The organism is Paracoccus aminovorans (assembly GCF_900005615.1).
GTDB classification, from domain to species: Bacteria; Pseudomonadota; Alphaproteobacteria; order Rhodobacterales; family Rhodobacteraceae; genus Paracoccus; species Paracoccus aminovorans.
Genome location: NZ_LN832559.1, coordinates 490773 through 515115, shown reverse-complemented (window position 1 = coordinate 515115; position 24343 = coordinate 490773). Strand labels below are relative to the sequence as shown.

General features: G+C 71.4%; 21 protein-coding genes. 16 read left to right on the top strand and 5 right to left on the bottom strand.

From position 1 onward, the window contains the following. The first annotated feature begins 8 nt into the window (after positions 1-8). Entirely contained in the window at positions 9-902 is an 894-nt protein-coding gene (fmt, locus tag JCM7685_RS02620; protein ID WP_074966876.1) for a methionyl-tRNA formyltransferase, read from the top strand. Positions 903-1052: 150 nt separating this feature from the next. Next, positions 1053-1601: an HdeD family acid-resistance protein gene (locus JCM7685_RS02615; RefSeq protein ID WP_074966877.1), complete on the top strand. Its 549-nt coding sequence runs from the start codon at positions 1053-1055 to the stop codon at positions 1599-1601. Positions 1602-1633: 32 nt separating this feature from the next. Here the strand turns inward: JCM7685_RS02615 and hrpB are convergent, their stop codons facing one another. Beyond that, positions 1634-4051 carry an ATP-dependent helicase HrpB gene (gene hrpB / locus JCM7685_RS02610; protein ID WP_074966878.1) on the bottom strand — a complete coding sequence of 806 codons (2418 nt, stop codon included), beginning with the start codon at positions 4049-4051 and terminating at the stop codon, positions 1634-1636. A gap of 107 nt (positions 4052-4158) precedes the next feature. Here hrpB and JCM7685_RS02605 point away from each other — a divergent pair, with 107 nt between their 5' ends. The 7 genes from JCM7685_RS02605 to JCM7685_RS02575 all read left to right on the top strand — a co-directional run bounded on the left by JCM7685_RS02605 (position 4159) and on the right by JCM7685_RS02575 (position 13009). Beyond that, positions 4159-5796 carry a calcium-binding protein gene (locus JCM7685_RS02605; protein ID WP_074966879.1) on the top strand — a complete coding sequence of 546 codons (1638 nt, stop codon included), beginning with the start codon at positions 4159-4161 and terminating at the stop codon, positions 5794-5796. A 73-nt stretch (positions 5797-5869) separates the two neighbouring features. Further along, positions 5870-7237, top strand: coding sequence for a YcjX family GTP-binding protein (locus JCM7685_RS02600; protein WP_074966880.1), 1368 nt, complete (start codon positions 5870-5872; stop codon positions 7235-7237). Between the two features lie 6 nt (positions 7238-7243). Next, positions 7244-8392, top strand: coding sequence for a YcjF family protein (locus JCM7685_RS02595; RefSeq protein WP_408634316.1), 1149 nt, complete (start codon positions 7244-7246; stop codon positions 8390-8392). 176 nt (positions 8393-8568) lie between these two features. Continuing rightward, positions 8569-10620, top strand: a complete 2052-nt coding sequence (gene pbpC, locus JCM7685_RS02590) for a penicillin-binding protein 1C (RefSeq protein ID WP_074966936.1) — start codon at positions 8569-8571, stop codon at positions 10618-10620. A gap of 66 nt (positions 10621-10686) precedes the next feature. Next, a complete protein-coding gene (gene arfB / locus JCM7685_RS02585) occupies positions 10687-11118 on the top strand; it encodes an alternative ribosome rescue aminoacyl-tRNA hydrolase ArfB (RefSeq protein WP_074966881.1) in 432 nt (143 codons plus the stop codon). Then, positions 11115-11573: an NUDIX hydrolase gene (locus tag JCM7685_RS02580; RefSeq protein ID WP_074966882.1), complete on the top strand. Its 459-nt coding sequence runs from the start codon at positions 11115-11117 to the stop codon at positions 11571-11573. The genes arfB and JCM7685_RS02580 overlap by 4 nt, the downstream gene beginning before the upstream one ends. An 8-nt stretch (positions 11574-11581) precedes the next feature. After that, positions 11582-13009 (top strand): inorganic phosphate transporter, encoded by a 1428-nt coding sequence (locus JCM7685_RS02575; protein WP_074966883.1) that lies wholly within the window; start codon positions 11582-11584, stop codon positions 13007-13009. Between the two features lie 5 nt (positions 13010-13014). On the opposite strand, the gene JCM7685_RS02570 is transcribed toward JCM7685_RS02575, so the two are convergent. Next, positions 13015-14676, bottom strand: a complete 1662-nt coding sequence (locus JCM7685_RS02570) for a thiamine pyrophosphate-binding protein (RefSeq protein ID WP_074966884.1) — start codon at positions 14674-14676, stop codon at positions 13015-13017. Between the two features lie 157 nt (positions 14677-14833). Between JCM7685_RS02570 and JCM7685_RS02565 the strand changes: the two genes are divergently transcribed. From JCM7685_RS02565 to JCM7685_RS02545, 5 genes are all read left to right on the top strand, one after another. Further along, positions 14834-15205 (top strand): hypothetical protein, encoded by a 372-nt coding sequence (locus tag JCM7685_RS02565; RefSeq protein WP_139218073.1) that lies wholly within the window; start codon positions 14834-14836, stop codon positions 15203-15205. Between the two features lie 60 nt (positions 15206-15265). Then, on the top strand, positions 15266-15736 hold the full coding sequence (gene smpB / locus JCM7685_RS02560) for an SsrA-binding protein SmpB (RefSeq protein ID WP_074966886.1): 471 nt from the start codon (positions 15266-15268) through the stop codon (positions 15734-15736). Between the two features lie 75 nt (positions 15737-15811). Beyond that, a complete protein-coding gene (gene sseA, locus JCM7685_RS02555; RefSeq protein WP_074966887.1) occupies positions 15812-16672 on the top strand; it encodes a 3-mercaptopyruvate sulfurtransferase in 861 nt (286 codons plus the stop codon). Next, complete coding sequence (locus JCM7685_RS02550) at positions 16672-17856, top strand: amino acid aminotransferase (RefSeq protein WP_074966888.1); 1185 nt, start codon at positions 16672-16674, stop codon at positions 17854-17856. Before sseA ends, JCM7685_RS02550 begins: the two co-directional genes overlap by 1 nt. 591 nt (positions 17857-18447) lie before the next feature. Beyond that, a complete protein-coding gene (locus JCM7685_RS02545) occupies positions 18448-19308 on the top strand; it encodes a TerB family tellurite resistance protein (RefSeq protein WP_074966889.1) in 861 nt (286 codons plus the stop codon). Positions 19309-19404: 96 nt separating this feature from the next. Here the strand turns inward: JCM7685_RS02545 and JCM7685_RS02540 are convergent, their stop codons facing one another. The 3 genes from JCM7685_RS02540 to ubiA form a co-directional block, all read right to left on the bottom strand. Then, complete coding sequence (locus JCM7685_RS02540; protein ID WP_074966890.1) at positions 19405-19737, bottom strand: hypothetical protein; 333 nt, start codon at positions 19735-19737, stop codon at positions 19405-19407. Positions 19738-19774: 37 nt separating this feature from the next. Next, positions 19775-22030, bottom strand: a complete 2256-nt coding sequence (locus JCM7685_RS02535) for an OmpA family protein (protein ID WP_083412638.1) — start codon at positions 22028-22030, stop codon at positions 19775-19777. A 62-nt stretch (positions 22031-22092) separates the two neighbouring features. Next, positions 22093-23049: a 4-hydroxybenzoate octaprenyltransferase gene (gene ubiA, locus JCM7685_RS02530; protein ID WP_074966891.1), complete on the bottom strand. Its 957-nt coding sequence runs from the start codon at positions 23047-23049 to the stop codon at positions 22093-22095. Positions 23050-23065: 16 nt separating this feature from the next. Here ubiA and JCM7685_RS02525 point away from each other — a divergent pair, with 16 nt between their 5' ends. Together JCM7685_RS02525 and JCM7685_RS02520 are read left to right on the top strand one after the other, a co-directional pair. Further along, positions 23066-23785 carry a 16S rRNA (uracil(1498)-N(3))-methyltransferase gene (locus JCM7685_RS02525; protein ID WP_074966892.1) on the top strand — a complete coding sequence of 240 codons (720 nt, stop codon included), beginning with the start codon at positions 23066-23068 and terminating at the stop codon, positions 23783-23785. A 237-nt stretch (positions 23786-24022) separates the two neighbouring features. Further along, the gene (locus JCM7685_RS02520; protein ID WP_074966893.1) at positions 24023-24217 is read left to right on the top strand and encodes a DUF1127 domain-containing protein; all 195 of its coding nucleotides are present in this window, start codon (positions 24023-24025) and stop codon (positions 24215-24217) included. Positions 24218-24343: the final 126 nt, after the last annotated feature.

Genomic DNA, 24343 nt, shown 5'->3' with positions numbered 1-24343 from the left:
GGCCAGCAATGCGCGTCATCTTCATGGGCACACCCGATTTCTCGGTCCCGGCGCTGCGGGCCATCGCCGCGCGGCACCAGGTCGTCGCGGTCTATTCCCAGCCGCCCCGTGCGGCGGGGCGCGGGCAGAAGCCCCGCCCCTCGCCCGTGCATCGCGCGGCCGAGGACCTGGGGCTGACGGTCCGCACCCCCGAAACCCTGCGCGACCCGACGGATCGCGCCGATTTCGCGGCTCTTGGCGCCGATGTCGCGGTGGTGGTGGCCTATGGGCTGATCCTGCCGCAGGTGGTGCTGGACGCGCCGCGGCTCGGGTGCCTGAACATCCACGCCTCGCTGCTGCCGCGCTGGCGGGGCGCGGCACCGATCCATCGCGCCATCATGGCCGGCGATGCGGAAACCGGCGTCGCCATCATGCAGATGCAGGCTGGGCTCGATACCGGCCCGGTGCTGGCCGAGGCGCGCACCGCCATCGGCGCGCAGGACACCACCGCCGACCTGCACGACCGGCTGGCCGCCATGGGCGCCGAACTGATCGCCGCGACGCTGGACCGTCTGCCGCTGCCCGCCGTGCCGCAGCCGGAATCGGGCGTGACCTATGCCCACAAGATCGACAAGGCCGAGGCCCGCATCGACTGGACCCGGCCGGCCGAGGTCGTGGACCGGCAGATCCGCGCGCTCTCGCCCTTTCCCGGTGCCTGGTGCCTGGTCGAAGGCGAGCGGGTGAAGCTCTTGCGCTCGCGCCTGGCCGCGGGCTCCGGCCCGCCGGGGAGGGTGCTGTCGGGCTTTACCGTGGCCTGCGGCACGGGCGCTGTCGAGGTGCTGGAGGCGCAGCGCGAGGGCAAGCGGCCGATGCCCGCCGCCGAGGTGCTGCGCGGGCTGACCCTGCCGCCGCTACTGAACTGAACCTGTTGCCCTTTCGCCACGAAGGCACCGGATCCGGCCGCTGCGGCAGCCGGATCCGTTCATCCCGTGGTAGCATTCGACCGTGGCAAGACACCGCGGCCGCGTGCCGCTCCAGCGACGAAATCCGTTTCCGTCCCAAGGAGTGAAATCATGGACAATCTTGTTCGCACCATGTCCGACAACTGGTGGGTGCTGCTGTTGCGCGGCATCGCCGCCGTGGCCTTCGGCCTGATCGCGCTGGCCATGCCGGGGCTGACGCTGCTGGTGCTGCTGATCACCTTCGGGGTCTATGCGGTCTTCGACGGCATCCTGGCCATCGTCACCGGCTTTCGCCGCAAAGCTCAGGACGAGCAGTGGTGGGCCTGGGCGCTCGACGGGCTGCTGTCGGTGCTGATCGGCCTGATGGCGCTGTTCTGGCCGGCGGCGACGGCCGTGGCCTTCGTGCTGTGGATGGCGGCCTGGGCCATCGTCGCGGGCATCTTTCGCATCATCGCGGCCATCCGCCTGCGGCGCGAGATCGAGGGCGAATGGGCCTTGGGCCTCAGCGGGTTGCTGCTGGCGCTTTGGGGCATCCTGCTGGTGCTGCTGCCGGCGGCGGGCCTGCTGGGCTTTGCCTGGATGATCGGGACCCTGGCGGTGCTGATCGGCATCGTGCTGATCGTGCTGGCCTTCCGGCTCAGGGGGCTGAAGACGGCCTAGGCCGCACGGGTATTCGGGCAACGAAGAAAGGGTCAGGTCCCGCGCGGCTTGGCGCGCAGGGTCGGGTTGGCCTCCAACGGGTTTTCGGGCCAGGGGTGGCGCGGATAGCGGCCGCGCATGTCCTTCCTGACATCGCCATAGCCGCCGGTCCAGAAGCCCGGCAGGTCGGTCGTCACCGCGATGGGCTTGCCGCCCGGCGACAGCATCGAGATGCGCAGCGCCCGCCCGCCGACCGTGGGATGGCGCGAGACGCCGAACAGTTCCTGCAGCTTCAGCTCGATCGAGGGGGTTTCGTGGTCGTAGTCGATGGGCACCTTGCGGGCCAGCGGGGTGACGAAATGCGCGGGCGCCACCCGGTCCAGCGCCTGCTGGCCGTCCCAGCCGATGCGGGATTTCAGCGCCTCGGTCAGGTCGAGCCCGCGCAGGTCCGAGAGCGTCCGCGCCTTGGTCAGCCAGGGCAGAAGCCAGTCGGGATCCGACAGCAGGCTCGCGTCATCGACCGGCCCCAGGTCCGGCACCAGTGCGATCCGCGCCCGCAGCCGCGCGGCGCCAGGCGTCCAGGTCAGGCCGTGCTGGCGCAGCCCCTCGAAAGCCGCGCGCGCCAGCGCCTGCGGATCGGGGCTGTCCAGCGCCCGGTCCGACAGCACCAGCGCGCCCAGGCGTTCCTGGCGGCGCGCGGTCACGCGGCTGTCGCGGCGCGACCATTCCACCGCCTCGACGGTCTCGATGCGGCCCGCGTAAAGCGCGCGGATCTCGGCTTCATGGATCGGCAGGGCCAGGCGGATGCGGGCCTCGCGCGTGTCGCCGTCGAGGTCGGTCGCGACGATGAAGCGATGCGCGGCCATGGCGTCGCCCTCGGGCAGCACGGCGCCCTTGCCCCCCGACAGCACATAGCGCGGCTGGTCGTCCCGGCGGCGCTGGCCGATGCGGTCGGGATAGGCCAGCGCCGCCATGGCGCCGGGCGACAGGTCGGTGCTGTCGCCGGCCCCGCTTCCGGCCATGTGGCGCAGACGCTTCGCCTCGTCGCGGATGCGGCGCAGGGCGGCGTCGTTCACCGGCCAGGGATGGCGGTCGCGATAGGCGCGCAGGTCGCGCAGCGCCGTCAGCCGGGGCGCAAGGTCGGCCGGCGCCCCGCTCAGCGGGTCGCGGTCGGCCAGCAGCGCGGCCAGCCCAGCGGCCTCGCGCCCGGCCACGACCAGCATATGCGCCAGCCGCGGATGCAGTGGCAGCGCGGCCAGCCGGCGGCCGTGATCGGTGATCCGCCCGGCCGCGTCCAGCGCACCGAGGTCGCGCAGCAGCACGCGGGCCTCGGCCAGCGCGGCCTCGGGCGGGGGGGTCAGGAAGGCAAGGTCGTTGCCGTCCGAGCCCCAGATCGCCAGCTCCAGCGCCAGCCCCGACAGGTCAGCCACCGCGATCTCGGGCGGGGCGAAGGCCGGCAAGGCACCCTCTTCGGCCCGCGCCCACATCCGGTAGCAGATCCCCGGCGCGACCCGGCCGGCGCGGCCGCGGCGCTGTTCGGCCTCGGCCCGGCTGACCCGCTCCGTCACCAGCCGCGACATGCCCGAGCCGGGGTCGAAACGCGCCCGCCGCGCCCGGCCGGCGTCGACCACCACCTTGACGTCGGGAATGGTCAGCGAGGTTTCGGCAATGGACGTCGCCAGCACCACCCGCCGCCCAGACGCCGGGCGCAGCACCGCCTGTTGCGCCTTGAACTCCATCGCGCCATACAGCGCCACCACCTCGGCCGGCAGGTCCAGCGCGGCCATGGTGCGGCGGATCTCGCCCTCGCCGGGCAGGAAGGCCAGGATGGTACCGCCCAGGGCCCGCGTCGCCGCCTCGGCTTCGGCGATCAGCCGGGCGGCCTCGGGGACCAGCCGCGCGCCGGCGGGCAGGGGACGGTCCAGCCAGCGCGTCTCGACCGGAAAGGCGCGGCCGTTCGAGCGGATCACCGGCGCGCCGTCCAGCAGCGCCGCGACCGGCTCGGCGTCGAGCGTGGCCGACATGACCAGCAGCGCCAGGTCCGGGCGCAGCGCCGCCCGCGCCTCCCATGCCAGCGCGAGGCCGAGGTCGGCGTTCAGGCTGCGCTCGTGGAATTCGTCGAAGATCACGCAGCCGATGCCGTCGAGCGAGGGGTCCGATTGCAGCATCCGGGTCAGGATGCCCTCGGTCACCACCTCGATGCGGGTGCCGGGGACGGATTCGCCGCGGATGCGATAGCCGACGCTTTGGCCCAGCGGCTCGCCCAGGGTCTCGGCCATGCGGGCGGCGGCGGCACGGGCGGCAAGGCGGCGCGGTTCCAGCATCAGGATCAGGCCCGGCACGACCGGCAACAGCGCCAGCGGCACGCGCGTGGTCTTGCCGGCGCCCGGCGGCGCCATCAGCACGGCCCGGCCATGCGCCGACAGCGCGGCGGTCAGGTCGGGCAGGACGGCGTCGATGGGGAGCTGCATGGCTCCTTATGGCAAAAGCACCACGGCGGGGGAAGGCCGGCGCGAGGGCGTTGACAGCGGCCGGACTCTCGCGATTGCGTGATCGCATTGATCGAAAGGGGATTGCGATGAACGACTGGCTTTTGCTGCTGGTGCCGCTGGGGGCTGCGGCTTTCGCGCAGCTTTTCGACGACGACGACGATGCGCATGGGGGCGACGCCACCCCGCCGCCGGCTGGCACGCCGGGCGATGACGACCTTGTCATCGACGACGGAAACGGCGTGACCGACGGCGGCGCGGGCGACGACACGCTGACCGCGACCCGCAACGGCGGCGAGGCTCTGGTGGTCGATTATCACGATGGCAATGCCTGCTGGCGCGAGAACATCCACCGCGACGGCTCGGCCGACTGGGACTGGCACAGCGCCGAGCCCTATCCCGACGGCGGGCCCGACCTGGGCGTCACCGCCCTGCGCGGCGGCGCGGGCAATGACAGCATCATCGCCACCGGGCCGGCGATGGATCTGGACGGAGGCGCGGGCGACGACACGATTTCGCTGCACTCGGATCGCGCCCTCGACGATTCGGGCCTGCGGCACGGTCACGGCGTGGCGCGCGGCGGTGCGGGGGACGATGTGATCTCGGTCACGGGCCACAATCTGATCGCGGATGGCGGCGACGGCAATGACAGCCTGTCGCTGGCCGGCGACCGGAGCACGGGATGGGGCGGTGCGGGCGACGACCGGATCACGGGCAGCGGCAGCCGCATCGAGGTCGCGGGCGGCACGGGCCGCGACACGATCTCGCTCGAGGGATCGGGCAACAGGCTGGACGGCGGCGAAGGCGACGACAGCCTGACGCTGACGGGCATCAACGACGGGGCCTATGGCGCTGTCTATGGCGGGTCGGGGGCGGACCATATCCGGGTCTCGGGCAGCGGCATGGTGGTCTCGGGCGGCTCCGGCATCGATGTCTCGGACGGTGCGGCGGACACGCTGGATATCGCCGGGCTGACCGACAGCGAGCTGTATCTGGACGGCGAGGACGTGCTGCTGGACCACGGCGACGACAATACCGGCCTGACCTTCTACCTGACGGGCGGCCATGGCCTGCAGGGCAATGCTTCGGACGAGCGGGTCTATCTGCGGGACGCGGGACGCGTCGATGCGGGGGCGGGCAATGACACGCTGACGGTCGATGTGGGCCGCTCTGCCTTCGACGTGGTCGATGGAGCGACGCTGGCGGGCGGCGCCGGCAACGACATGCTGCGCGGCGCCTATGGCCCGGCGGACAGTGGCATCGGCAGCGGCGAGGACGGCTATTCCCTGCGCATCGGCAACAGCAACGACGTGCTGGACGGGGGCGAGGGCGACGACGTCATCCGCTTCGATCTGTCCGATACGGTGACGGGCGGCGCGGGCGCGGACAGCTTGACCGGCTTTGCCGACAGCGGGCACCACGCGGTCGTGACCGACTTCGCCCGGGGCGAGGATCGGCTGCATGTCTATCTGAACCCCGAGGACATCATGCCCGACTCGCCCCGGAACGGGCCGGACGACTACAGCAACGTCTCGGTGCAGGAATCGGGCGGCGATACCGTGATCCGGCTAAACGCCGCCGAAGCGGTGACCGTGCAGAACGCGACCGGGATGAACATCGGCCTGCGCCATGACGGCGCCTTCGGCGGCGAAAGCACCTGGACCGATCTGAACGGCAATCCGGTCGATCCCGACGACCTGGACGTGACGCTGGACCTCTATCGCTGACGGCCGGTCCTGCCGCCCCTACACATCCGCTGCCCGGCTGCATATCTTGGCCGGGCGACAGGCGGGGGACCGGATGGGAATTGCCGACGATCTGATGCAGGGCCTGGGGATTTCCGACCCGGTGATCCGGCTGGGGGTGACCGGGCTCTCGCGCGCCGGCAAGACCGTGTTCATCACTTCGCTGGTGGCGAATCTGCTGGACCGGGGCCGGATGCCGGCCCTGCGCGCGGCGGCGGACGGCTCGCTGAAGGCGGCGTGGCTGCAGCCGCAGCCCGACGACACCGTGCCGCGTTTCGACTACGAACGCCACCTGGCCGCCATGACCGGCCCCGACCCGCATTGGCCCGAGGGCACGCGCCATGTCAGCCAGCTGCGCCTGTCCCTGCGCGTGCAGCCGCGCGGCATGATCGCCGGCTGGCGCGGCACGCAGGTGCTGCATCTCGACATCGTGGACTATCCGGGCGAGTGGCTTCTGGACCTGCGCCTGATGGAGCGCGACTTCGACGCCTGGTCGCAGGAGGTGCTGGACCGCATGAAGGGCCGCCCCGGCGCGCTGGAGTTCCTGGCCGCGCTGGCCTCGACCGATCCCGCGCGCTTCGAGGAAGGCGCGGCACAGGCGCTGGCCGCCGCCTATACCAGCCACCTGCACCGGGCGCGCGAGGCCGGCTGGTCGGACTGCACCCCCGGCCGCTTCCTGATGCCCGGAGAGCTGGAGGGCTCGCCGGCGCTGACCTTCACGCCGCTGCCGCAGCAGATGCGCGACACGGCCCTGGGCCGCGAATTCGCCCGCCGCTTCGGCGCCTACAAGGCGCGGGTGGTCAGGCCCTTCTTCCGCGAGCATTTCGCCCGCATCGACCGGCAGGTGGTGCTGATGGACGTGCTGGGCGCGATCCACGCCGGGCCGCAGGCGGTCGAGGACATGCGCCGCGCCATGGCCGACATCCTGACCGCCTTCCGCCCCGGCCGCGCCGGCTGGCTGGCGCAGCTTCTGGGCACGCGGCGGGTGGAACGCATCCTGTTCGCCGCCACCAAGGCCGACCACCTGCACCATATCCAGCACCCGCGCCTGACCGCGATCACCGCCGCCATGCTGCGCGAGGCCCGCGACCGCGCCGATTTCTCGGGTGCGCGGACCGAGGCCATGTCCATCGCCTCGCTGCGCTGCACCACCGAGGAGATGATCCGCCAGGACGGCGAGGACCTGCCCGCCGTGCGCGGCACGCTGATGGACGGGCGGCAGGCGGCCTTCTATCCTGGCGAGCTGCCGGCGAATCCGGCCGAGCTGCTGGTGCCGGCAAGCCAGGGTGCTGCGCGCTGGCTGGACGGCGATTATGCGATCATGGACTTCGCCCCGGCGCCGGCCACGCTGCGCCCGGGCGACGGGCCGCCGCATATCCGGCTGGACCGGGCGGCGGAATTCCTGATCGGCGACCGGATCTGAGGAGGCATGATGGCTGAACCCCCGAAAGACCTCGCGAAACGGCGCGGGCCGGTCCTGATCGAGATGGGCGCCGATGCCGTGCCCTCCGACGCCGAGCCGGTGGCCCAGGCCATGCCCGAGACCCCGCCGCTGCCGCCCTCCGGCGACCGCCGCGACCGGCGTGCCCCGCGCAGCGAGACGCGCGAGGGCGCGGCACCCTCGCCCGCCGATGCCCCGGCGATCGAGGACGGCCCGCTGGCGCCGCTGCCGCAGCCCCGCACCATGCAGATGGTGGCGCGGCTGGTCGGCGCCGGTCCGTCGCGGCTGACGCGGTTCTTCCTGAATACCGGGGTGGCGCTCTTTACCTTCCTGCTGTCGGTGGCGGGGCTGCGCTATCTGACCGACCTGCTGAACGCCTATCCGCTGCTCGGCTGGATCGGCATCGGGCTGATGGTGCTGTTCTGCCTGGCGGCGCTGGCCATGGCGTTCCGCGAATACCGGGCCTGGGCGCGCTTCGGCGCCATCGATGGCATCAACCGCGCGGCCGGCGCGGCGCTGGCCTCGGGCGACTTGGCGGCGGCGCAGCAGGTGGTGGGGCGGATGGAAAGCCTCTACGGCACCCGGCCCGAGCTGGAATGGGGCCTGACCCGGCTCAAGGAGCGCAAATCCGAGGCTTATGACCCCGAAACCCTGATCGCCATGGCCGAGGGCGAGCTTCTGGCACCGCTGGACCAGCAGGCCCGGCGCGAGATCGAGGCCGCCGCCCGCACCGTCGCCGCCGCGACGGCGCTGATCCCGCTGGCGCTGGCCGATGTCTTTGCCGCGCTGGCGGCGAACCTGCGCATGATCCGCCGCATGGCCGAGATCTATGGCGGCCGCGCCGGCGCCGTCGGCGGCTGGCGGCTGGCGCGCACGGTGATGACGCATCTGGTCGCGACCGGCGCCGTCGCGGCCGGGGACGACCTGATCCATACCGTCGCCGGAGCCGGCCTGCTGGCCAAGGTCTCGAAACGCTTCGGCGAGGGCGTGGTGAACGGGGCGCTGACCGCCCGCGTCGGCATCGCCGCCATGGAAGTCTGCCGGCCCTTGCCCTTCATCCACCAGCCCCGGCCCAAGGTCGGCAACCTGATCGCGCGCGGGTTGAAGGGGCTGTTCGGCGAGGAAGAGCCACGCTAGGCGCCCCGCCGCAGCGTCGCATGAGTATTTGGGAAACGGTGAAACAGCCTCGGCGTCCTTGTCTTTCCGTTTTTCAAATACCCATCCGGCCGTGCGCATGAACACCGTGGGTTGGGTATTTGCAGAGCAAAGAAGCGGGCGTTTCCTGTCCCGCCGTGCTGGCGTATGAATCGGGCATGAGCGCGCGCCGTCTTGCCTTTCTGCTGATGTCTTTCGTCCTGCTGCTGGGTCTTGGCGCCGGGCTGCGCGACCAGCTGGATGCCTGGGTCGATGCGACCGCGCTGCCCCGGCTCGAAGTGCCGGTGGGGGTCGAGGTGGTGGCGCGGGACGGCAGCTTGCTGCGGCCCTTCCAGGTGGCCGACGGGCGCTGGCGGCTGGATGCCGGGCCGGTCGATCCACTGTTTCTGGACATGCTGCTGCTGTGGGAGGATCGGCGGTTCCAGCGCCATGGCGGTGTCGACGGGCTGGCGATCCTGCGCGCCGCAGGGCAGGCGTTGCGGCATGGGCGGGTGGTTTCGGGCGGCTCGACCCTGACCATGCAGGTGGCGCGGCTGATCGAGGCGGGACCGACCGGGCAATGGGCCGGCAAGCTGCGGCAGCTGCGGCTGGCCTTGGCGCTGGAGCGGCATCTGACCAAGCGCGAGATCCTGGGGCTTTACCTGCGCCTCGCCCCCTATGGCGCCAATGTCGAGGGCATCCGCGCCGCCAGCCTGCAATGGTTCGGCAAGGAGCCGCGCCGGCTGACGCCCGCCCAGGCAGCCCTGTTGGTGGCGCTGCCGCAATCGCCCGAAAGCCGGCGGCCCGACCGCTTTCCCAAGACGGCCAAGGCGGCGCGGGATCGCGTGCTGGCACAGGCCGCTCGGGCAGGGCTGATTTCGGATGCCGATGCCCGGGCGGCGATGGCCGAGCCGGTACCGGGCCGCAGGCGGGCCTTTCCGGCGCTCGCGCCGCTGCTGGCCGCGCGGCTGGTGCGCGAGAACCCCGGTGCCGCGCGGATCGAGACCACCATCGACCCGCGCCTGCAGCGCCGGGCCGAGGATCTGGCCTCGCGCGCCGTGCGCGGTGCGGGACGGCGGCTGTCGGCGGCGGTGGTGCTGGCCGATCACCGCAGCGGCGAGATCCTGGCCGAGGTCGGCGCGGCGGACTGGGCCGACGGCGCCTCGGCCGGTTTCGTGGACATGGCGCGGGCCTGGCGCAGCCCGGGCTCGACGCTGAAGCCCTTCGTCTATGGGCTGGCCTTCGACGATGGGCTGGCGCATCCCGAGACGCTGATCGAGGATCGGCCGACCGCCTTCGGCCTCTGGCAGCCGCAGAATTTCGACAAGCATTTCCGCGGCACCGTCAGCCTGAAGAACGCGCTGGTCTGGTCCTTGAACATTCCGGTGGTGAAGCTGGCCGATGCCGTCGGGCCGAACCGCATCGCCCAGGCCCTGTGCCGCGGCGGGGTCGAACTGCGGCTTGCCGGCGATGCGCCCGGGCTGGCCGTGGTGCTGGGCGGCGCCGGCGTCACGCTGGAGGGGCTGGCGCAAGGTTACGCCGCCTTGGCGCGGGGCGGGCAAGGCATTGCGCTGTCGCCGTTGCCGAGCGGGGCCAAAGCGGGGGGCGCGCCGATGTTCGGGCCGGTCGCCGCCTGGCAGGTCGGCAATATCCTGGCCGCGAATCCGGCACCGCAAGGGGCGCGGCAGCGGGTTCTGGCCTACAAGACCGGCACCTCCTACGGGTTCCGGGACGCGCTGGCGGTGGGCTATGACGGGGCGCATGTCGGCGCGGTCTGGCTGGGACGACCGGACGGGACGCCCGTGCCCGGCGGCTTCGGCGGCGATCTGGCGGCGCCGGTGCTGTTCGATCTGTTCGACGCCCTGCCCTCGGTCGCGCTGCCGCCGCCTCCGCCGCAGACACTGACCCTGCCGAACAGCGCCCTGCCCCTGCCCTTGCGCCGCTTCGCGCCCCCGGGCGAGGCCAGCGCCGCCGCCGCGCGCCCGGCCGGCCCCGACGCGCTGCGCCTGACCTATCCGCCCGATGGGGCCGAATTGGAGGCGCGGGGCGCGCTGACCGCCAAGGCGCGGGGCGGGCGCGGGCCCTGGACCTTCCTGCTGAACGGCGCGCCCGCCGCCATCGCTCGGCCGCAACCCTCGGCCGAGCTGCCGAACCCCGGCCCGGGCTTCGCCGTGCTGACGGTGGTGGATGCCGACGGCGCCTCGGCGACTGCGGCAATCCGGCTGCACTGAGGCGTTTTGCGCGTTTCGTGATTCGCTTGACCTTTCCTTAACCGGAATTTGCGACATATTTCGATCATGCTGCATATCAACGACCAGATCACGATCCAGGAATGGGAACTGTCCGAGCAATTCACCCGGTCTCAGGGACCGGGCGGACAGAACGTGAACAAGGTCGAGACCGCGGTCGAGCTGCGTTTTGAGGCCGAGCGCTCGCCGCACCTGCCCGCGCCAGTCAAGGCGCGGCTGAAGCGGCTGGCGGGGCGGCGCTGGACCCAGGACGGCGCCGTGCTGATCCGGGCCGAGGAAACCCGCAGCCAGGCCCGCAACCGCGAGATCGCGCGCGAAAGACTGGCCGAGCTGATCCGCCAGGCGCTGGTCGCGCCGCGCAAGCGCATCCCGACGCGGCCGACGCTGGGCAGCCAGCGCCGTCGCCTGGCCGCCAAGACCCAGCGCGGCGAGGTCAAGGCCGCCCGCACCCGAATCCGCGACGCGGAGGGCGGCGAATGATCGTTGCGTTCCGCGACCGGCTGGCGCGCCTGCTGGGCCGCCGCCCGCCCGAGATGCAGGTCGCCGCGCTGTGCCTGGACGAAACGACCGGGCAGGTGCTCTTGGTGACCAGCCGCGGCACCGGGCGCTGGATCGTGCCCAAGGGCTGGCCGATGCCCGGCCGCAGCCTGGCCGGCGCCGCCATGCAGGAGGCCTGGGAGGAGGCCGGGGCCCGGGGTCGCATCGGCGAGGCCGAGATCGGCCGCTATCACTATGACAAGGACCAGGATCACGGCTTTGCCATCCCGGTCGAGGTCCGGGTGTTTCCGCTTTGGGTCGACCGGCTGGAGGACCGTTTCCCCGAGGCCGACCAGCGCCAACGCCGCTGGTTCGCGCCAGACGAGGCGGCGCGGATGGTCGCCGAATCGGGCCTGCGGCGCATCCTGCGGGCGCTGCCGGCGCCTGGGGCGCGGTGACGCGGGGCATGACACGCCGTTCCCGCGAATACCGGACGCTGGACAAGGATCTGAGCCGCGTCGCCAATACCGAGCGCGCGGTCATGCAATCGGGCCGGCCGGTGTTCCGGCTGGGCATCGCGCTGCTCTTCATGGCCGCTGCCGCCTATGCCGCCACCGGGGTCTTTGCCGGCCAGCCGGCGCTGGGCATCGTCGCCGCGGCGATGGCGGTGGCGGCCTGGCTAGGGCTGTCGATCGGCGCAAACGACGTGTCGAACTCGCTGAGCCCGGCGGTGGGCGCCGGTGCCATCGGCATGACCTCCGGCCTGCTGCTGGTCGCCGTGATGGAGGTGCTGGGCGCGGTCATCGCCGGCGCCCCGGTCACCGTGACCCTGACCCAAGGGCTGGTCGGCGGCACGCTGGGCCAGGGCGAGGCGACGGCGCGGATGATGCTGACCGCGCTGCTGGCCGCCGGCTGCTGGATCAGCCTTGCGACCTGGCTGGATGCGCCGGTCAGCACCACCCATTCCGTGGTCGGCGCCATCGCCGGCGCCGGGCTGGCGAGCTTCGGCCCCGGCGCGGTCAACTGGCCCGAACTGGGCCTGATCGCGATCGGCTGGGTGATCTCTCCGCTGCTCTCGGGCGCGCTGGCGGCGCTGCTGCTGGCGGCGCTGCGCAACCGCGTGACCGAGCGCGAGGACCGGGTCGCCGCCGGCCGGGTCTGGCTGCCGATCATGGTCGCGGCGACGACCGGCCTGCTGGCTTCGCTGGCGGCGGTGGCCTGGCACGGGCTGGCCTTGTCGACCGTGCTGGCGCTGGGTCTGGCGGGCGCGGGCGGCGGCTGGCTGTATGCCCGGCTGCGCATCCGGCGCGAGATCGCCGCCGACCGCGGCGAGCGTCTGGCGCTGAAAAAGCTGCTGGGCGTGCCGCTGGTGACGGCGGCGGCGGTGATGGGCTTTGCGCATGGCTCGAACGACACCTCGAACGTGGCGGCGCCGCTGGGCATCATCCTGGACAGCCTGCCGACGCAGGGCGGGCTGCTGCCGCAGGGCCGGCTGGTGCTGCTTCTGGGCGGGATCGGCATCGCGCTGGGGGTGCTGCTGTTCGGGCGCCGGCTGGTCTATATGGTCGGCAGCAAGATCACCCGGCTGAACGCCGCCCGGGCGCTGTGCATCTCGCTGGCGACCTCGGCGACGGTGCTGGGGTTTTCGGCGGCGGGGCTGCCGGTCTCGACCACGCATATCGCCGTGGGCGGGGTGTTCGGCATCGGCTTTTACCGCGAATGGCGCGACCGGAGGCTGGCCGGCGCCCTGCCGGCGCTGCCCGACGAAGAGCGCCGCCGCCGCCACCTCGTGCGGCGTTCCTACATGCGGATGATCCTGGGCGCCTGGCTGATCACGGTGCCGGCGGCGGCCCTGCTGGCCGCGGTCATGGTCTGGATCGGCCGGCTGCTCTAGGCACGTCAGGCGCGGCGCAGCGCCGCCTCGCCCGCGGCGCGGGTTTCGGCCAGGGTGGCGCCGGGGGACAGCGCCTCGGGGTCCAGCTTCAGTTCCAGCAGCGCCAGGGTGCCGGCGGCGCGGGCGCGGGCGAAGGCGGGGGCGAAATCCCGCTGCTGCGCCACCAGCTCGCCGAAACCGCCATGGGCGCGGGCCAGCGCGGCGAAATCCGGGTTGACCAGGTCGGTGCCCGAGACCCGGCCGGGATAGCTGCGTTCCTGATGCATGCGGATGGTGCCGAAACGGCCGTTGTTCGCGACCAGCACGATCACCGCCGCGCCATGCTGGGCGGCGGTGGCCAGTTCGGCCGCCGTCATCTGCAGGCAGCCGTCGCCGGCAAGGCAGACCACCACGCGGTCGGGGTGCTGCAGTTTGGCGGCGATGGCCGCCGGCAGGCCGTAGCCCATCGAGCCCGAGGTCGGCGCCAGCTGGCTGCCCCAGCGGCGATAACGGTAATAGCGGTGCAGGAAGGCCGCGTAATTGCCGGCGCCGTTGGTGACGATGGCCTCGGCCGGCAGGGTGTCCGACAGCCAGCGCACCACCTCCTCCAGGCGCAATGCGCCCGGGGTGGGCTGGGGCTGTTGCCACGCCTCGTAGGCCGCGCGCAGACCGGCGGTCCAGTCGTCCCAGCGGCGCGGCGCCGGACTCGCGGCCAGGGCGGCGACCACCGCGCGCGGATCGGCTGCCAGCCCCGGATCGGGGCGCCACAGATGCCCCAGCTCGTCGGGCGAGGGGTGGACGTGTATTACCCGCGCCCGCGGCCGGACCGGGTCCATCAGCTCATAGCCGCGGGTCAGCGTGTCCCCCAGCCGCGAGCCCAGCGACAGGATGCAATCCGCCTGCCCCAGCGCCTGGCCCAGCGCCGGATTCATGCCGACGCCCAGGTCGCCGACGTAATTCGGATGGTCGTTGTCCATGTGCCCCTGCCGCCGGAAGGGCACCGCGACCGGCAGGCCCCAGCCGGCGGCGAAACGCGCCAGGTCCTCCGCCGCCCGCTGCGACCAGAGCGAGCCGCCGGGCACCACCAAAGGCCGCCGCGCCGCGGCAAGCGCCCCGGCGACGGCCTGCACCGATGCCGGCGCCACCGCGTCCAGCGCCGCCGCCGGCGGCGGGATGTCCTGCACCTCGGCCCGGGCCGAGAGCATGTCCTCGGGCAGCGCCAGCACCACCGGCCCCGGCCGCCCCGACACCGCCAGATGGAAGGCGCGGGACAGGTATTCCGGGATGCGCTCGGTCCGGTCGATCTGCGCCGCCCATTTCGCCAGCGGGCCGAACAGGGCGCGGTAATCGACCTCTTGAAAGGCCTCGCGGTCGCGGTGGCCGCGGGCGATCTGGCCTACGAACAGGATCATCGGCGTCGAATCCTGCCGCGCCACATGCACGCCGGCGCTGGCATTGGTGGCGCCGGGGCCTCGGGTGACGAAGGCCACGCCCGGCCGGCCGGTCAGCTTGCCCTGCGCCTCGGCCATCATCGCGGCCGCGCCCTCGTGCCGGCAGGTGACGTTCTGGATGCCCGAGGCGTAAAGCCCGTCCAGCGCCGCCAGGAAGCTTTCGCCGGGGACCGAGAACACCCGCCCGACCCCGTTCGCCTTCAGCGCATCGACCAGAATCTGCCCGCCGTGCCGCATCGCCGCCTCCCTTGCCTCGGGGCCAGTCTTGCCGCGCCGGCGGTGGCTGGCAAGCCGCAGCGCCCGACGCGCGTCCGTAAACTTCTTCCGAAAGCCTTTCCGCCCCCGCCGCGCCGCGCTAAGGCCGCGATGCATCGATCTTTTTCAGGACCATGACATGAAACGACTACTTCTCGCGGCGGGCCTTGTGCTGCTGGCCATGCACGGCGCGCAGGCGCTGACCAAGGACCAGAAGCGCGAGCAGATGATCGCGGCCACCCTGCCGCCCGAGGACCGCCCCGGCATCTTCCTTGTCTTCCCGACCGAGGCCGGCGGTTTCCAGTCGACCTTCCAGATCGTCTATTTCCCCGAGGAAGTCGGCGAAAAGCAGGTGCAGGCCCGCATCGCCCGGATCTGCGCCGCGCACCGGAACGCGCAGGTGGACGGGCGGCTGCACGTCTGGCGCCCCTCGAAACCCGACGCGGTGAAACTGGCCGACGGCCGCCAGCGCCCGGCGATGAAGACCACGCTGAGCTGTTTCGCCCGCTGAGCGGCGCGGACCGCGCCAAGCCTTTACAGCCCGGCGCGGCCGCCCTATCTGTGCGGGGTCATGGCCACGAAATCCGACCCCAACTACAAGATCATCGCCGAGAACCGTCGGGCGCGCTTCGACTATTTCATCGAAAGCGACCTCGAGGTCGGCATCGTGCTGACCGGCTCCGAGGTGAAAAGCCTGCGCACCGGCCAGTCGAACATCGCCGAAAGCTATGCCTCGGTCGAACAGGGCGAGCTTTGGCTGATCAACGGCTATATCGCCGCCTACAAGCAGGCCGGCGTCTTTGGCCATGAGGAACGGCGCAAGCGCAAGCTGCTGGTCAGCCGCAAGGAACTGGCGCGGCTCTGGCAGGCGGTGGGGCGCGAGGGCATGACGCTGGTGCCGCTGGTGATGTATTTCAACGATCGCGGCATGGTGAAGCTGAAGATCGGCGTCGCCAAGGGCAAGAAGAACCACGACAAGCGCGAAACCGACGCGAAACGCGACTGGAACCGGCAGAAGCAGCGCCTGCTCAAGCAGGGCTGACCCCCGGGTTAAGCATTGCAGGCCCGCGCGGCTGGGGTTACATCGGTGTCGTTTCTGCGCCCGGGGGGAAGGCCGATGTCCACCGATTCCGACGATCCGAAGGTCCTGGTCTCGACCGGCTGGCTCGCCGCCCATCTGCACGATCCCGACCTGCGCATCATCGACGCCAGCTGGTTCCTGGAGCCGGACCGCGACGCCCGCGCCGAATACATGGACGCGCATATTCCGGGCGCCCGCTTCTTCAACATCGACGAGATCGCGGACAAGCGCAGCGAGCTGCCGCATATGGCGCCGCAGCCCGAGATGTTCGTCAGCCGCATGCGCGCCATGGGCATCGGCGACGGCCACCAGGTGGTGGTCTATGACAATTCGCCGGTGCGCTCGGCGGCGCGGGTCTGGTGGACCTTCCGGCTGATGGGAAAGCAGGATGTGGCCGTGCTGGACGGCGGCTTCGGCAAATGGCTGGCCGAAGGCCGCGAGGTCGAGGACATGCCGCCGATCCTGCGCGACCGACACATCACCGTGCAGCGCCAGGCGGCGCTGGTGCGCGACGTGACCCAGGTCGCCGCCGCCAGCAAGCTGGGCGACCAGCAGATCGTCGATGCCCGCGGCCCCGAACGCTTTCGCGGCGAGGCCCCCGAGCCGCGCCCCGGCCTGCGCTCGGGCCATATCCCCGGATCGCGCAGCCTGCCCTTCGGCCGGCTCTACGACGCCGACGGCACGCTGAAACCCGTGGCCGAGCTGCGCGCTGCCTTCGAGGCGGCCGGCGTGGACCTGTCGCGGCCGGTGATCACCACCTGCGGCTCGGGCGTGACGGCGGCCTCGCTGTTCCTGGCGCTGGAGCGCATCGGCCACCGGGACCATTCGCTTTATGACGGAAGCTGGGCCGAATGGGGCAGCTTCCCCGATCTTAAAATCGCAACCGGAGACGCGTGATGCTGGGCAATCTGAAACCGCAGGCCCCCGACAAGATCCTGGCCCTGATGGGCGAGTTCAAGGCCGATCCCCGCCAGGGCAAGATCGACCTGGGCGTGGGGGTCTACAAGGATGCCGACGGCCGCACCCCGATCATGCGCGCCGTCCGCGCCGCCGAACAGCGGATGCTGGAAGCCGAAACCACCAAGTCCTATGCCGGCCTGGCCGGAGAGCCCGAGTTCCACAAGGCCATGGCCGAGATGATCCTGGGCGATCTCTACAAGCCCGGGACCACGGCGGCGCTGGCCACCGTCGGCGGCACCGGCGCCATCCGCCAGGCGCTGGAACTGGCGCGGCTGGCCAATCCCGGCCTGAAGGTCTTCGTCAGCAACCCGACCTGGCCGAACCATGTCTCGATCATGAACTTCATGGGCGTGCCGGTGGTCGAATACCGCTATTTCGACGCCGAGACCCGGGGCGTCGATTTCGAGGCGATGAAGGCCGACATCTCGGCCGCGAAACAGGGCGACGTGGTGCTGCTGCATGGCTGCTGCCACAACCCGACCGGCGCCAACCTGACGCTGGAGCAATGGGCCGAGGTCGCCGCGATCCTGGAAAAGACCGGCGCCACGCCGCTGATCGACCTGGCCTACCAGGGCTTCGGCGACGGGCTGGAACAGGACGCCGCCGGCACCCGGCTGATCGCCAGCCGCATCCCCGAGGTGCTGATCGCCGCCTCGTGCAGCAAGAACTTCGGCATCTATCGCGAGCGCACCGGCATCCTGCTGGCGCTGTGCGCCGACGCGGCGACCAAGGAGCTGGCGCAGGGGACCATGGCCTTCCTGAACCGCCAGACCTATTCCTTCCCGCCCTTCCACGGCGCCAGGATCGTCTCGACCGTGCTGACCACGCCCGAACTGCGCGCCGACTGGATGGCCGAGCTTGAGGCCGTGCGCGGCGGCATGCTGAAGCTGCGCGAGCAGCTGGCGGCCGAATTGCGCAGCCTGTCGGGCTCGGACCGCTTCGGCTTCGTGGCCGAGCATCGCGGCATGTTCTCGCGCCTGGGCGCCACGCCCGAGCAGGTGAAGCAGGTCAAGGAAGAGTTCGGCATCTACATGGTGGGCGATTCCCGCATCAACATCGCCGGCCTGAACCAGACCACGATCCCGATCCTGGCGCGTGCCATCATCGAAGCGGGCGTCTGACCGGCCTTTCATCGCGAACGCGGGGCGCCGGCTTTCGGCGCCCTTTTCCACACCGACCAGCCGATCCCGACAGGGCCGGCGGGATGAAATCCGGATGCGCGACGCCGAGGCACTGCCCTGACAATGGCACAAGTGTTTGTTGCGGCGTGCCAAATTGTCCGAGAGTATTCCCTCTCCAGTCTCGATGAGGCCATCGACCTCTGCAACGATGCTCTGCATCTGTGCAAGATTAGTGATGTCCTGGGCCGCAGGAGCCGTCCGCCGACATCAAGGTCCTTCTCTGCGATCTGGCGCAATTCACGATCAAGGTTGGCGAGGTGGTGGTGGCCATCGGGCGACGCATGGTCAGCACTGCGATCTGGTGGCGCGGACAATCCCCGGCACCGCGCTTGGTGTCGCGGTGGCGCTGCCCCTGAGCGCCCTGATCGGTGGGGTTCCGCTGATCGGCAGCCCTTGCCCTGGCGCTGCAAAAGCTGCTGCTGTTGATCGGCATGACCGCCGGCACGATCCAGGCATCCGCAACCACGCGACGAAGGATGCGACAGACCGCGTTGCCCAGCCGTTCTCGGCCTTGAACGGAGCAGTCGCGGCATGAGCACGGAACAGGAACAGATCGACCAATTCGAGGACGTTCAGCGTATCATCGCCAACGACCTGAAATTCAAGGCCCGACTGGGCATCCGCGAGGATGCATTTACCTCGGTCAAGCTTTCCAAGGTCGCTGGCGACCTGTGGGACGTGGGCGGTGCCGCCTCGACAGGGGCGACCATCGCGCAATCGGGGGCCGTCGCCGGAGCCTTCTTTTCCAAGACCGGACTGATGGCCGCGCTTGGCTTCGGCGGCGCGGCGGTCACTCCGGTCGGCTGGGTCGTGGCCGCCGCCCTGGCCAGCGGCGGCGCCTATTACGGCGTCATGCGGCTGTTTCGGGGCTATGAGGATTCGCGGGTCGAGGTGGTGCCCAAGTTCCTGAACACACCCATCGACCTTCTGGGATCCTCGCTCCTGGACCTGATGGGGGCGCTGTCGCTGAAGATCGCGACGATCGACGGCGAAGCCGACCCGCGCGAGATCGCCGTGATCCGCGACTATTTCATCCACGACTGGGGCTATGACGCGACCTATGTCGGTCATGCTCTGATGCTTTTGCAGGAGAACGCCGAGAAATCCCGGCTTGCCGACATGACCCAGGCCTTGGCCGCCTTCGTTCACGCCAACCCGGACTGCAAGTTCTCGGCGGTGCAGCAGGAAATCAAGGTCTTGCTGACGGACATCGCCCGAGCCGACGGCACCGTGGACGAGCGCGAGGAAATGGCCATCGAGCGCATCCTGCGGGCGCTCGACGAACAGAACTCGGTCCGGGCCTCGATGGGCCGCGCAGCATCGGGAACGGTGGCCGCAGCCTCATCCGCAGTGGGCTGGATCGGCAGGAGGTTCGGCCGGGGAAAAGGCTGACCCCGTCGGCCATCGCCTCGGAGCCGCGGCGCTTTCCGCCTTCCCGATACCCTGGGGTGCGGGGCAAAGTCCCGGCCCGAAACGCGCGCGAACCCGCTAGCCCTTCCGGCCCAGCTTGCGGTCGATATAGCTGCGCAATTCCTCGATCTCGGTCCGGCTTTCCGCAAGCTCGCCCTGGGCGGCGCGCAATCCGGCTTCGGCGCTGCCCAGGCGCGCGATCAGATCGGCCTCGCGCTCTTCCAGTTGCGAAACGGCCAGATCGCGGGCCTCCTCGGCCTCGTGCAGCTGCTGGGCCATGCTCTCCAGCTCGCCCATCTCGGCGCGGGTGACGCGGGACAGGCGGTGGATCAGCCAGCTGGCGAACCAGCCCAGCAGGAAGGCGGCGAACAGGATGATCGCGGTGGCAAGGATGAATTCGTTGCGGTTCATGCAGGCTCGGGTGATGGGTTGCGGGATCGGGGCGGCATCAGGGCGTCTCGGGACGCGGCTGCGGGCGGTTCAGCTGCACCGCGCCGGCGGCCGGCAGGGTGGCGGTCTCGGTCGCGGCCTCGACCAGCGCGGCCGCGGCCGGCAGCGTGGCTGCCGCCGCCGGATCGACCGGAGGCGGCAGCAGCGCGGCCGCCGGCCCGGTCGCGGCCAGGATCGCCAGCCGGTCGGGCAGCACGGCCGCAGCGGCCGGCAGGGTCCCGGCATGGGCGGGGGCCACCGGCGCCACCGCCAGCGCGGCCGGCTCGGTCGCGGCGGTCAGCGCCAGGGCGGGGTCGGTCGGCACCCCGAGCGCCGGGCCGATGGCGGCGGTCGCCGCCGCCTGCGCGGCCGCCCGGGCGCGGGCGGCGACCGCTTCGGCGCTGTCGGTCACGCCCTTGACCAGCGCGGCCGGCGACGGTGCCCGGGTCATCACCGGCTCGTCCGACAGCAGGGTGAATTCGATGCGCCGGTTGGCCTCGCGGCCGGCGTCGGTGTCGTTCTCGGCCACCGGCCGGCTTTCGCCATAGCCCTTGGCGGTCAGGTTGGCGGTGTCGATCCCGGCCTCCTTCATCGCCGTCAGCACCGCCTGCGCGCGCGAGCGCGACAGTTCCGCGTTGAACCCGGCCGAGCCCTGGGAATCGGTATGGCCACCGACCTCGATGCGGAAATCCGCGCAAAGCGTCATGGTCTCGGCCAGCCGGGCCAGCGTCGGGCCGGGATCGCCGGCGATCAGCGACTTGTTCGGCTCGAAGCCGATCTCGGATTCCCGCATCGCCGCGTTCAGCCGGTCCACGCATTCCACGCCCGAGGGCAGGCCCAGCAGCGGGTCCATGCGTTGGTCGTAGCGGATCGCCAGCTCATAGCGCGCGCCCGGCCCCAGCCGCTGCGCCAGCCGCGCCGCCACCATGTCCGAGGCGGTCTGGCTGCCCGAGACCCCGCTGACCCGCACCAGGTCCGGCGTCACCGTCGCCGTGCCGCGCTCCAGCCCGCCCATGGCCTCGATGGCGGCGATGGCGCGCAGCGTCCAGCCGCCCGGCACCGAATCGTCGCTGCGCAGCGCGCTGTCGACATGGCCGAAGCGGGCGCGGGCGATGCTTTCCACCGCCTCGCGCATGCGGTCGTCGGTGATCCGCCCGCGCAGCGAGACGCCGCCGTGATCGACCACCGCCACGAACTCCGCCGGGCCCTTGGCCGCGGCATCGGGCTGTTCATGCTGCGCGGTCAGATCGAAGGCCGGCGGCAGCGCTGCTTCCAGCCGGCCGGCCGCCTCGTCGAAGCGGGCACTCTCGACCTCGGCTGGGGCGAACAGCGCCACCTGGGTGTCCGAGATCGTCACCGAGCCCGCCCCCATGCTTTCGACCGCGCGGATCGCCGGCACCGCCGCATCGGCCCAGCGGGGCGAGGGCGCACCAAGGCCCAGCGGACAGGGCGGATCGCCCGCCACGCCGGCCGCGCGCCCCGCATCCAGGATGCGGTCGCGCGCCGCCTCGGTATCGGCGGCGCAGGCATCGAAGCGGGGCCCCGCCGCATCCTTGACGAAGCGCAGGGTGAAGGGCGCGATCACCGGCCGCGGCGCGGTGATGTCGGCGGTCAGGGTGACCGTGGCCGGCCGGGCGCGGGCCAGGGCCGCTTCCAGCGCCACCTTCTCGCGCGGGCTGTCGGTGATGGCGCGGACCGAGACCCGGCCCGCCGCGACCGAGACCTTGGCCCGCCGCGCCAGTTCCGCTGCCTTGAGGCCGAAGGCAAAGGCGTCCTCCCAGGCCTCGGGGACCGGGTAATCCGCGCTCTCCATCAGGTCCGACACCTGCGCGGCCCCGGTCTGGCGCTTCAGCCGATCGACCAGCCCCTTGCGATCCAGGCTGGCGGGGACCAGGCCGATGATCGAGATGCCCTCGTCGTTGCGCAGAAGCTCGATCTCGAAGTCGGGGGTGGCCAGGGCCGCGGCGGCGGCGACCTGGATGTCGTCGATCACGCGGCCGGCGCCGACCACCGACTCGGCCCGGGCCCGGGCGCGAAAGCGCTGCACCTCGTCCGGGGCGACGCCGCCCAGTTGCACCTGCAAGCCATCGGTGCCGACGGTGATCCAGTCGTAATCCGCCAGCACGGCCGAGACGTCGCGCGCGGCGCGCTGTTCGACGAAATCGGCGGCGGCGGTGGCGCCCCACAGGGACAGGCCGCCGGCTGCGGCAAGCGCGACCAGGCTTGCCAGGACGACCGGGCCGCGACGCGGCGCGGATCGCTTGGGATTGGCCATCAGGGGGACCCTCGGGCTGTTTCCGACCCGCCGGATGTAAACCCTGCCCGCCGGTTTCGCAATCAGGCCAGCCCGGCCAGGGCGAGAAACAGCGCAACCACCAGCCCGGCGTCGCGGTTGCTGCGGAACAGCCGCAGGCAGTCCGCGCCGTCCGCAATGTCCAGACGCCACAGCTGCCAGGCCAGATGCGCGGCAAAACCCGCAACCCCCAGCAGGGCGAGGATCAGCGCCCATCCCTGCGCCCCCGCCGCCAGCACCGCCAGCGCCAGCAGCGCCGCCGAGGCCGCGCCGAAGCCCGCCAGCCAGCGATGCGTGTCGCGGCCGAACAGGCGCGCGGTGGATTTGACCCCGATCAGGGCGTCGTCCTCGGTGTCCTGGTGGGCGTAGATCGTGTCGTAGAAGATCGTCCAGGCGATGCCCGAAAGCCAGGCCAGCACCGGCGCCGGCGCCAGGTTGCCGGTATGCGCGGCCCAGGCCAGCAGCGCGCCCCAGTTGAAGGCGAGCCCCAGGAACAGCTGCGGCCACCAGGTGAAGCGCTTGGCGAAGGGATAGATCGCCACCAGCGCCAGCGAAGCCACGCCCAAGCCGATGGCCGCCGCGCCCAGGGTCAGCAGGATGACGAACCCGGCCAGCGCCTGCGCCGCCAGCCAGACCAGCGCCCCCGCGACCGTCACCTGCCCCGAGGGAATCGGCCGCGACCGCGTCCGCGCCACCTGAGCGTCGATGTCGCGGTCGGTGATGTCGTTCCAGGTGCAGCCGGCGCCCCGCATCAGCAGGGCGCCCAGCCCGCAGGCCAGGGCGATCCACAGGTCGCGCCACTCCGGCCGGTCCGCGATCATGGCCAGCCCGATCCCCCACCAGCAGGGCAGCAGCAGCAGCCAGGTCCCGATCGGGCGGTCGGCGCGGGACATGCGCAGCCAGGGCCTCCAGCCCGGCGGGGCGTGGCGGTCCACCCAATTGTCGGGCGGGGCGTCCGCGACGGTGCCGGGCCCCTCTGGCGTCGGGCGGGTGGTCTGCATTAGGCTGCGCCCCATCATGGCGAAAATCAGACTGTTCATAGAGCACCCCCTGGCCGAGGGACAAGCCGTCCCGCTGAACCCCGACCAGGCGCATTACCTGGCCTCGGTCATGCGGCAGGGTCCGGGGGGCGAGATCCTGGTCTTCAACGGGCGCGACGGCGAATGGCTGGCGCGGATCGAACGGCTGGCCAAGCGCGGCGGCGATCTGGCGGCGCTGCGGCAGACCGCGCCGCAGCTGGACCCGCCGGACCTGTGGCTGGTTTTTGCCCCGATCAAGAAGGCGCGCACCGATTTCATCGTGGAAAAGGCCGCCGAACTGGGCGCCGCCCGCATCCTGCCGGTGCAGACCGACCACACCAATTCCGAACGCATCCGCCAGGACCGCCTGCAGGCCCATGCCGTCGAGGCGGCCGAGCAATGCGGCGGCACCTTCGTCCCCGAGGTCTGCGACCTGCTGCCGCTGTCGCGGCTTCTGGACGGCTGGGACGGCGCCCGCCGCATCCTGTGGGCCGACGAGGCGCTGGCCGGCCCGGCCGAGACGCTGGAGAACCTGCCGCGCGGTCCCTGGGCGATTCTCATCGGCCCCGAGGGCGGCTGGTCCGAGGCCGAGCGCCGCCGGCTTGCGGCCATGGATTGCGTCACCCGCATCTCTCTGGGCCCCCGAATCCTGCGCGCCGATACCGCTGCCGTTGCGTCACTTGTCCTGTGGCAGGCCCGGCTGGGCGACTGGCGCTAGGCGATCAGGCCGCCTGCGCGCAATCTTTCACCGCGGCTGGCCGGTTTTGTCGCGGAATCTTGCTGCGCGCTTCGCAAATTTACCCTTCCGTCACAAAAGTTAAGAAAAAACGGTTGCTTATGCAGTTGCTGCATAGCGGCAATGCCGGTTTGTCCGTGGTTTTCGCGAAGAGCCCGATCTATATGCTGTGTCATCAACGAAGCGCCCGATGAGCGGGCATATCTCAAGGTGAAGACTATGGCTGCGATTGACGCAATCCGCATTGACAGCGGGCTGGGTTTCTTCGGAATTGGCTCGAAAATCTGGGCGGCCCTGACTGCCTGGAACGAAGTGCGCGTCACGAAGAACGCGCTGAGCCGCCTGACGGATCGCGAGCTGGACGACATCGGCCTGTGCCGCGGCGACATCGATCAGATCGCCCGCGCCCACTAAGCGGCGGCAACACGGACGGATGCGGCCAGGCGGTTTTCCGCGGGACCATCCCCCCGGCCCGGGAAGGGCATGACGCTCAGGCGGCCCGCAAGGCCGCCTTTCGTATTTGCCGGGCCATCCTGCGTT

What these genes read in the sequence shown, in the direction of transcription:
- fmt (WP_074966876.1), top strand. Translation starts at nt 9, where the DNA reads ATGCGCGTCATCTTCATGGGCACACCCGATTTCTCGGTCCCGGCGCTG.
- JCM7685_RS02615 (WP_074966877.1), top strand. Translation starts at nt 1,053, where the DNA reads ATGGACAATCTTGTTCGCACCATGTCCGACAACTGGTGGGTGCTGCTG.
- hrpB (WP_074966878.1), bottom strand. Translation starts at nt 4,051, where the DNA reads ATGCAGCTCCCCATCGACGCCGTCCTGCCCGACCTGACCGCCGCGCTG.
- JCM7685_RS02605 (WP_074966879.1), top strand. Translation starts at nt 4,159, where the DNA reads ATGAACGACTGGCTTTTGCTGCTGGTGCCGCTGGGGGCTGCGGCTTTC.
- JCM7685_RS02600 (WP_074966880.1), top strand. Translation starts at nt 5,870, where the DNA reads ATGGGAATTGCCGACGATCTGATGCAGGGCCTGGGGATTTCCGACCCG.
- JCM7685_RS02595 (WP_408634316.1), top strand. Translation starts at nt 7,244, where the DNA reads ATGATGGCTGAACCCCCGAAAGACCTCGCGAAACGGCGCGGGCCGGTC.
- pbpC (WP_074966936.1), top strand. Translation starts at nt 8,569, where the DNA reads ATGAGCGCGCGCCGTCTTGCCTTTCTGCTGATGTCTTTCGTCCTGCTG.
- arfB (WP_074966881.1), top strand. Translation starts at nt 10,687, where the DNA reads ATGCTGCATATCAACGACCAGATCACGATCCAGGAATGGGAACTGTCC.
- JCM7685_RS02580 (WP_074966882.1), top strand. Translation starts at nt 11,115, where the DNA reads ATGATCGTTGCGTTCCGCGACCGGCTGGCGCGCCTGCTGGGCCGCCGC.
- JCM7685_RS02575 (WP_074966883.1), top strand. Translation starts at nt 11,582, where the DNA reads ATGACACGCCGTTCCCGCGAATACCGGACGCTGGACAAGGATCTGAGC.
- JCM7685_RS02570 (WP_074966884.1), bottom strand. Translation starts at nt 14,676, where the DNA reads ATGCGGCACGGCGGGCAGATTCTGGTCGATGCGCTGAAGGCGAACGGG.
- JCM7685_RS02565 (WP_139218073.1), top strand. Translation starts at nt 14,834, where the DNA reads ATGAAACGACTACTTCTCGCGGCGGGCCTTGTGCTGCTGGCCATGCAC.
- smpB (WP_074966886.1), top strand. Translation starts at nt 15,266, where the DNA reads ATGGCCACGAAATCCGACCCCAACTACAAGATCATCGCCGAGAACCGT.
- sseA (WP_074966887.1), top strand. Translation starts at nt 15,812, where the DNA reads ATGTCCACCGATTCCGACGATCCGAAGGTCCTGGTCTCGACCGGCTGG.
- JCM7685_RS02550 (WP_074966888.1), top strand. Translation starts at nt 16,672, where the DNA reads ATGCTGGGCAATCTGAAACCGCAGGCCCCCGACAAGATCCTGGCCCTG.
- JCM7685_RS02545 (WP_074966889.1), top strand. Translation starts at nt 18,448, where the DNA reads ATGAGCACGGAACAGGAACAGATCGACCAATTCGAGGACGTTCAGCGT.
- JCM7685_RS02540 (WP_074966890.1), bottom strand. Translation starts at nt 19,737, where the DNA reads ATGAACCGCAACGAATTCATCCTTGCCACCGCGATCATCCTGTTCGCC.
- JCM7685_RS02535 (WP_083412638.1), bottom strand. Translation starts at nt 22,030, where the DNA reads ATGGCCAATCCCAAGCGATCCGCGCCGCGTCGCGGCCCGGTCGTCCTG.
- ubiA (WP_074966891.1), bottom strand. Translation starts at nt 23,049, where the DNA reads ATGCAGACCACCCGCCCGACGCCAGAGGGGCCCGGCACCGTCGCGGAC.
- JCM7685_RS02525 (WP_074966892.1), top strand. Translation starts at nt 23,066, where the DNA reads ATGGCGAAAATCAGACTGTTCATAGAGCACCCCCTGGCCGAGGGACAA.
- JCM7685_RS02520 (WP_074966893.1), top strand. Translation starts at nt 24,023, where the DNA reads ATGGCTGCGATTGACGCAATCCGCATTGACAGCGGGCTGGGTTTCTTC.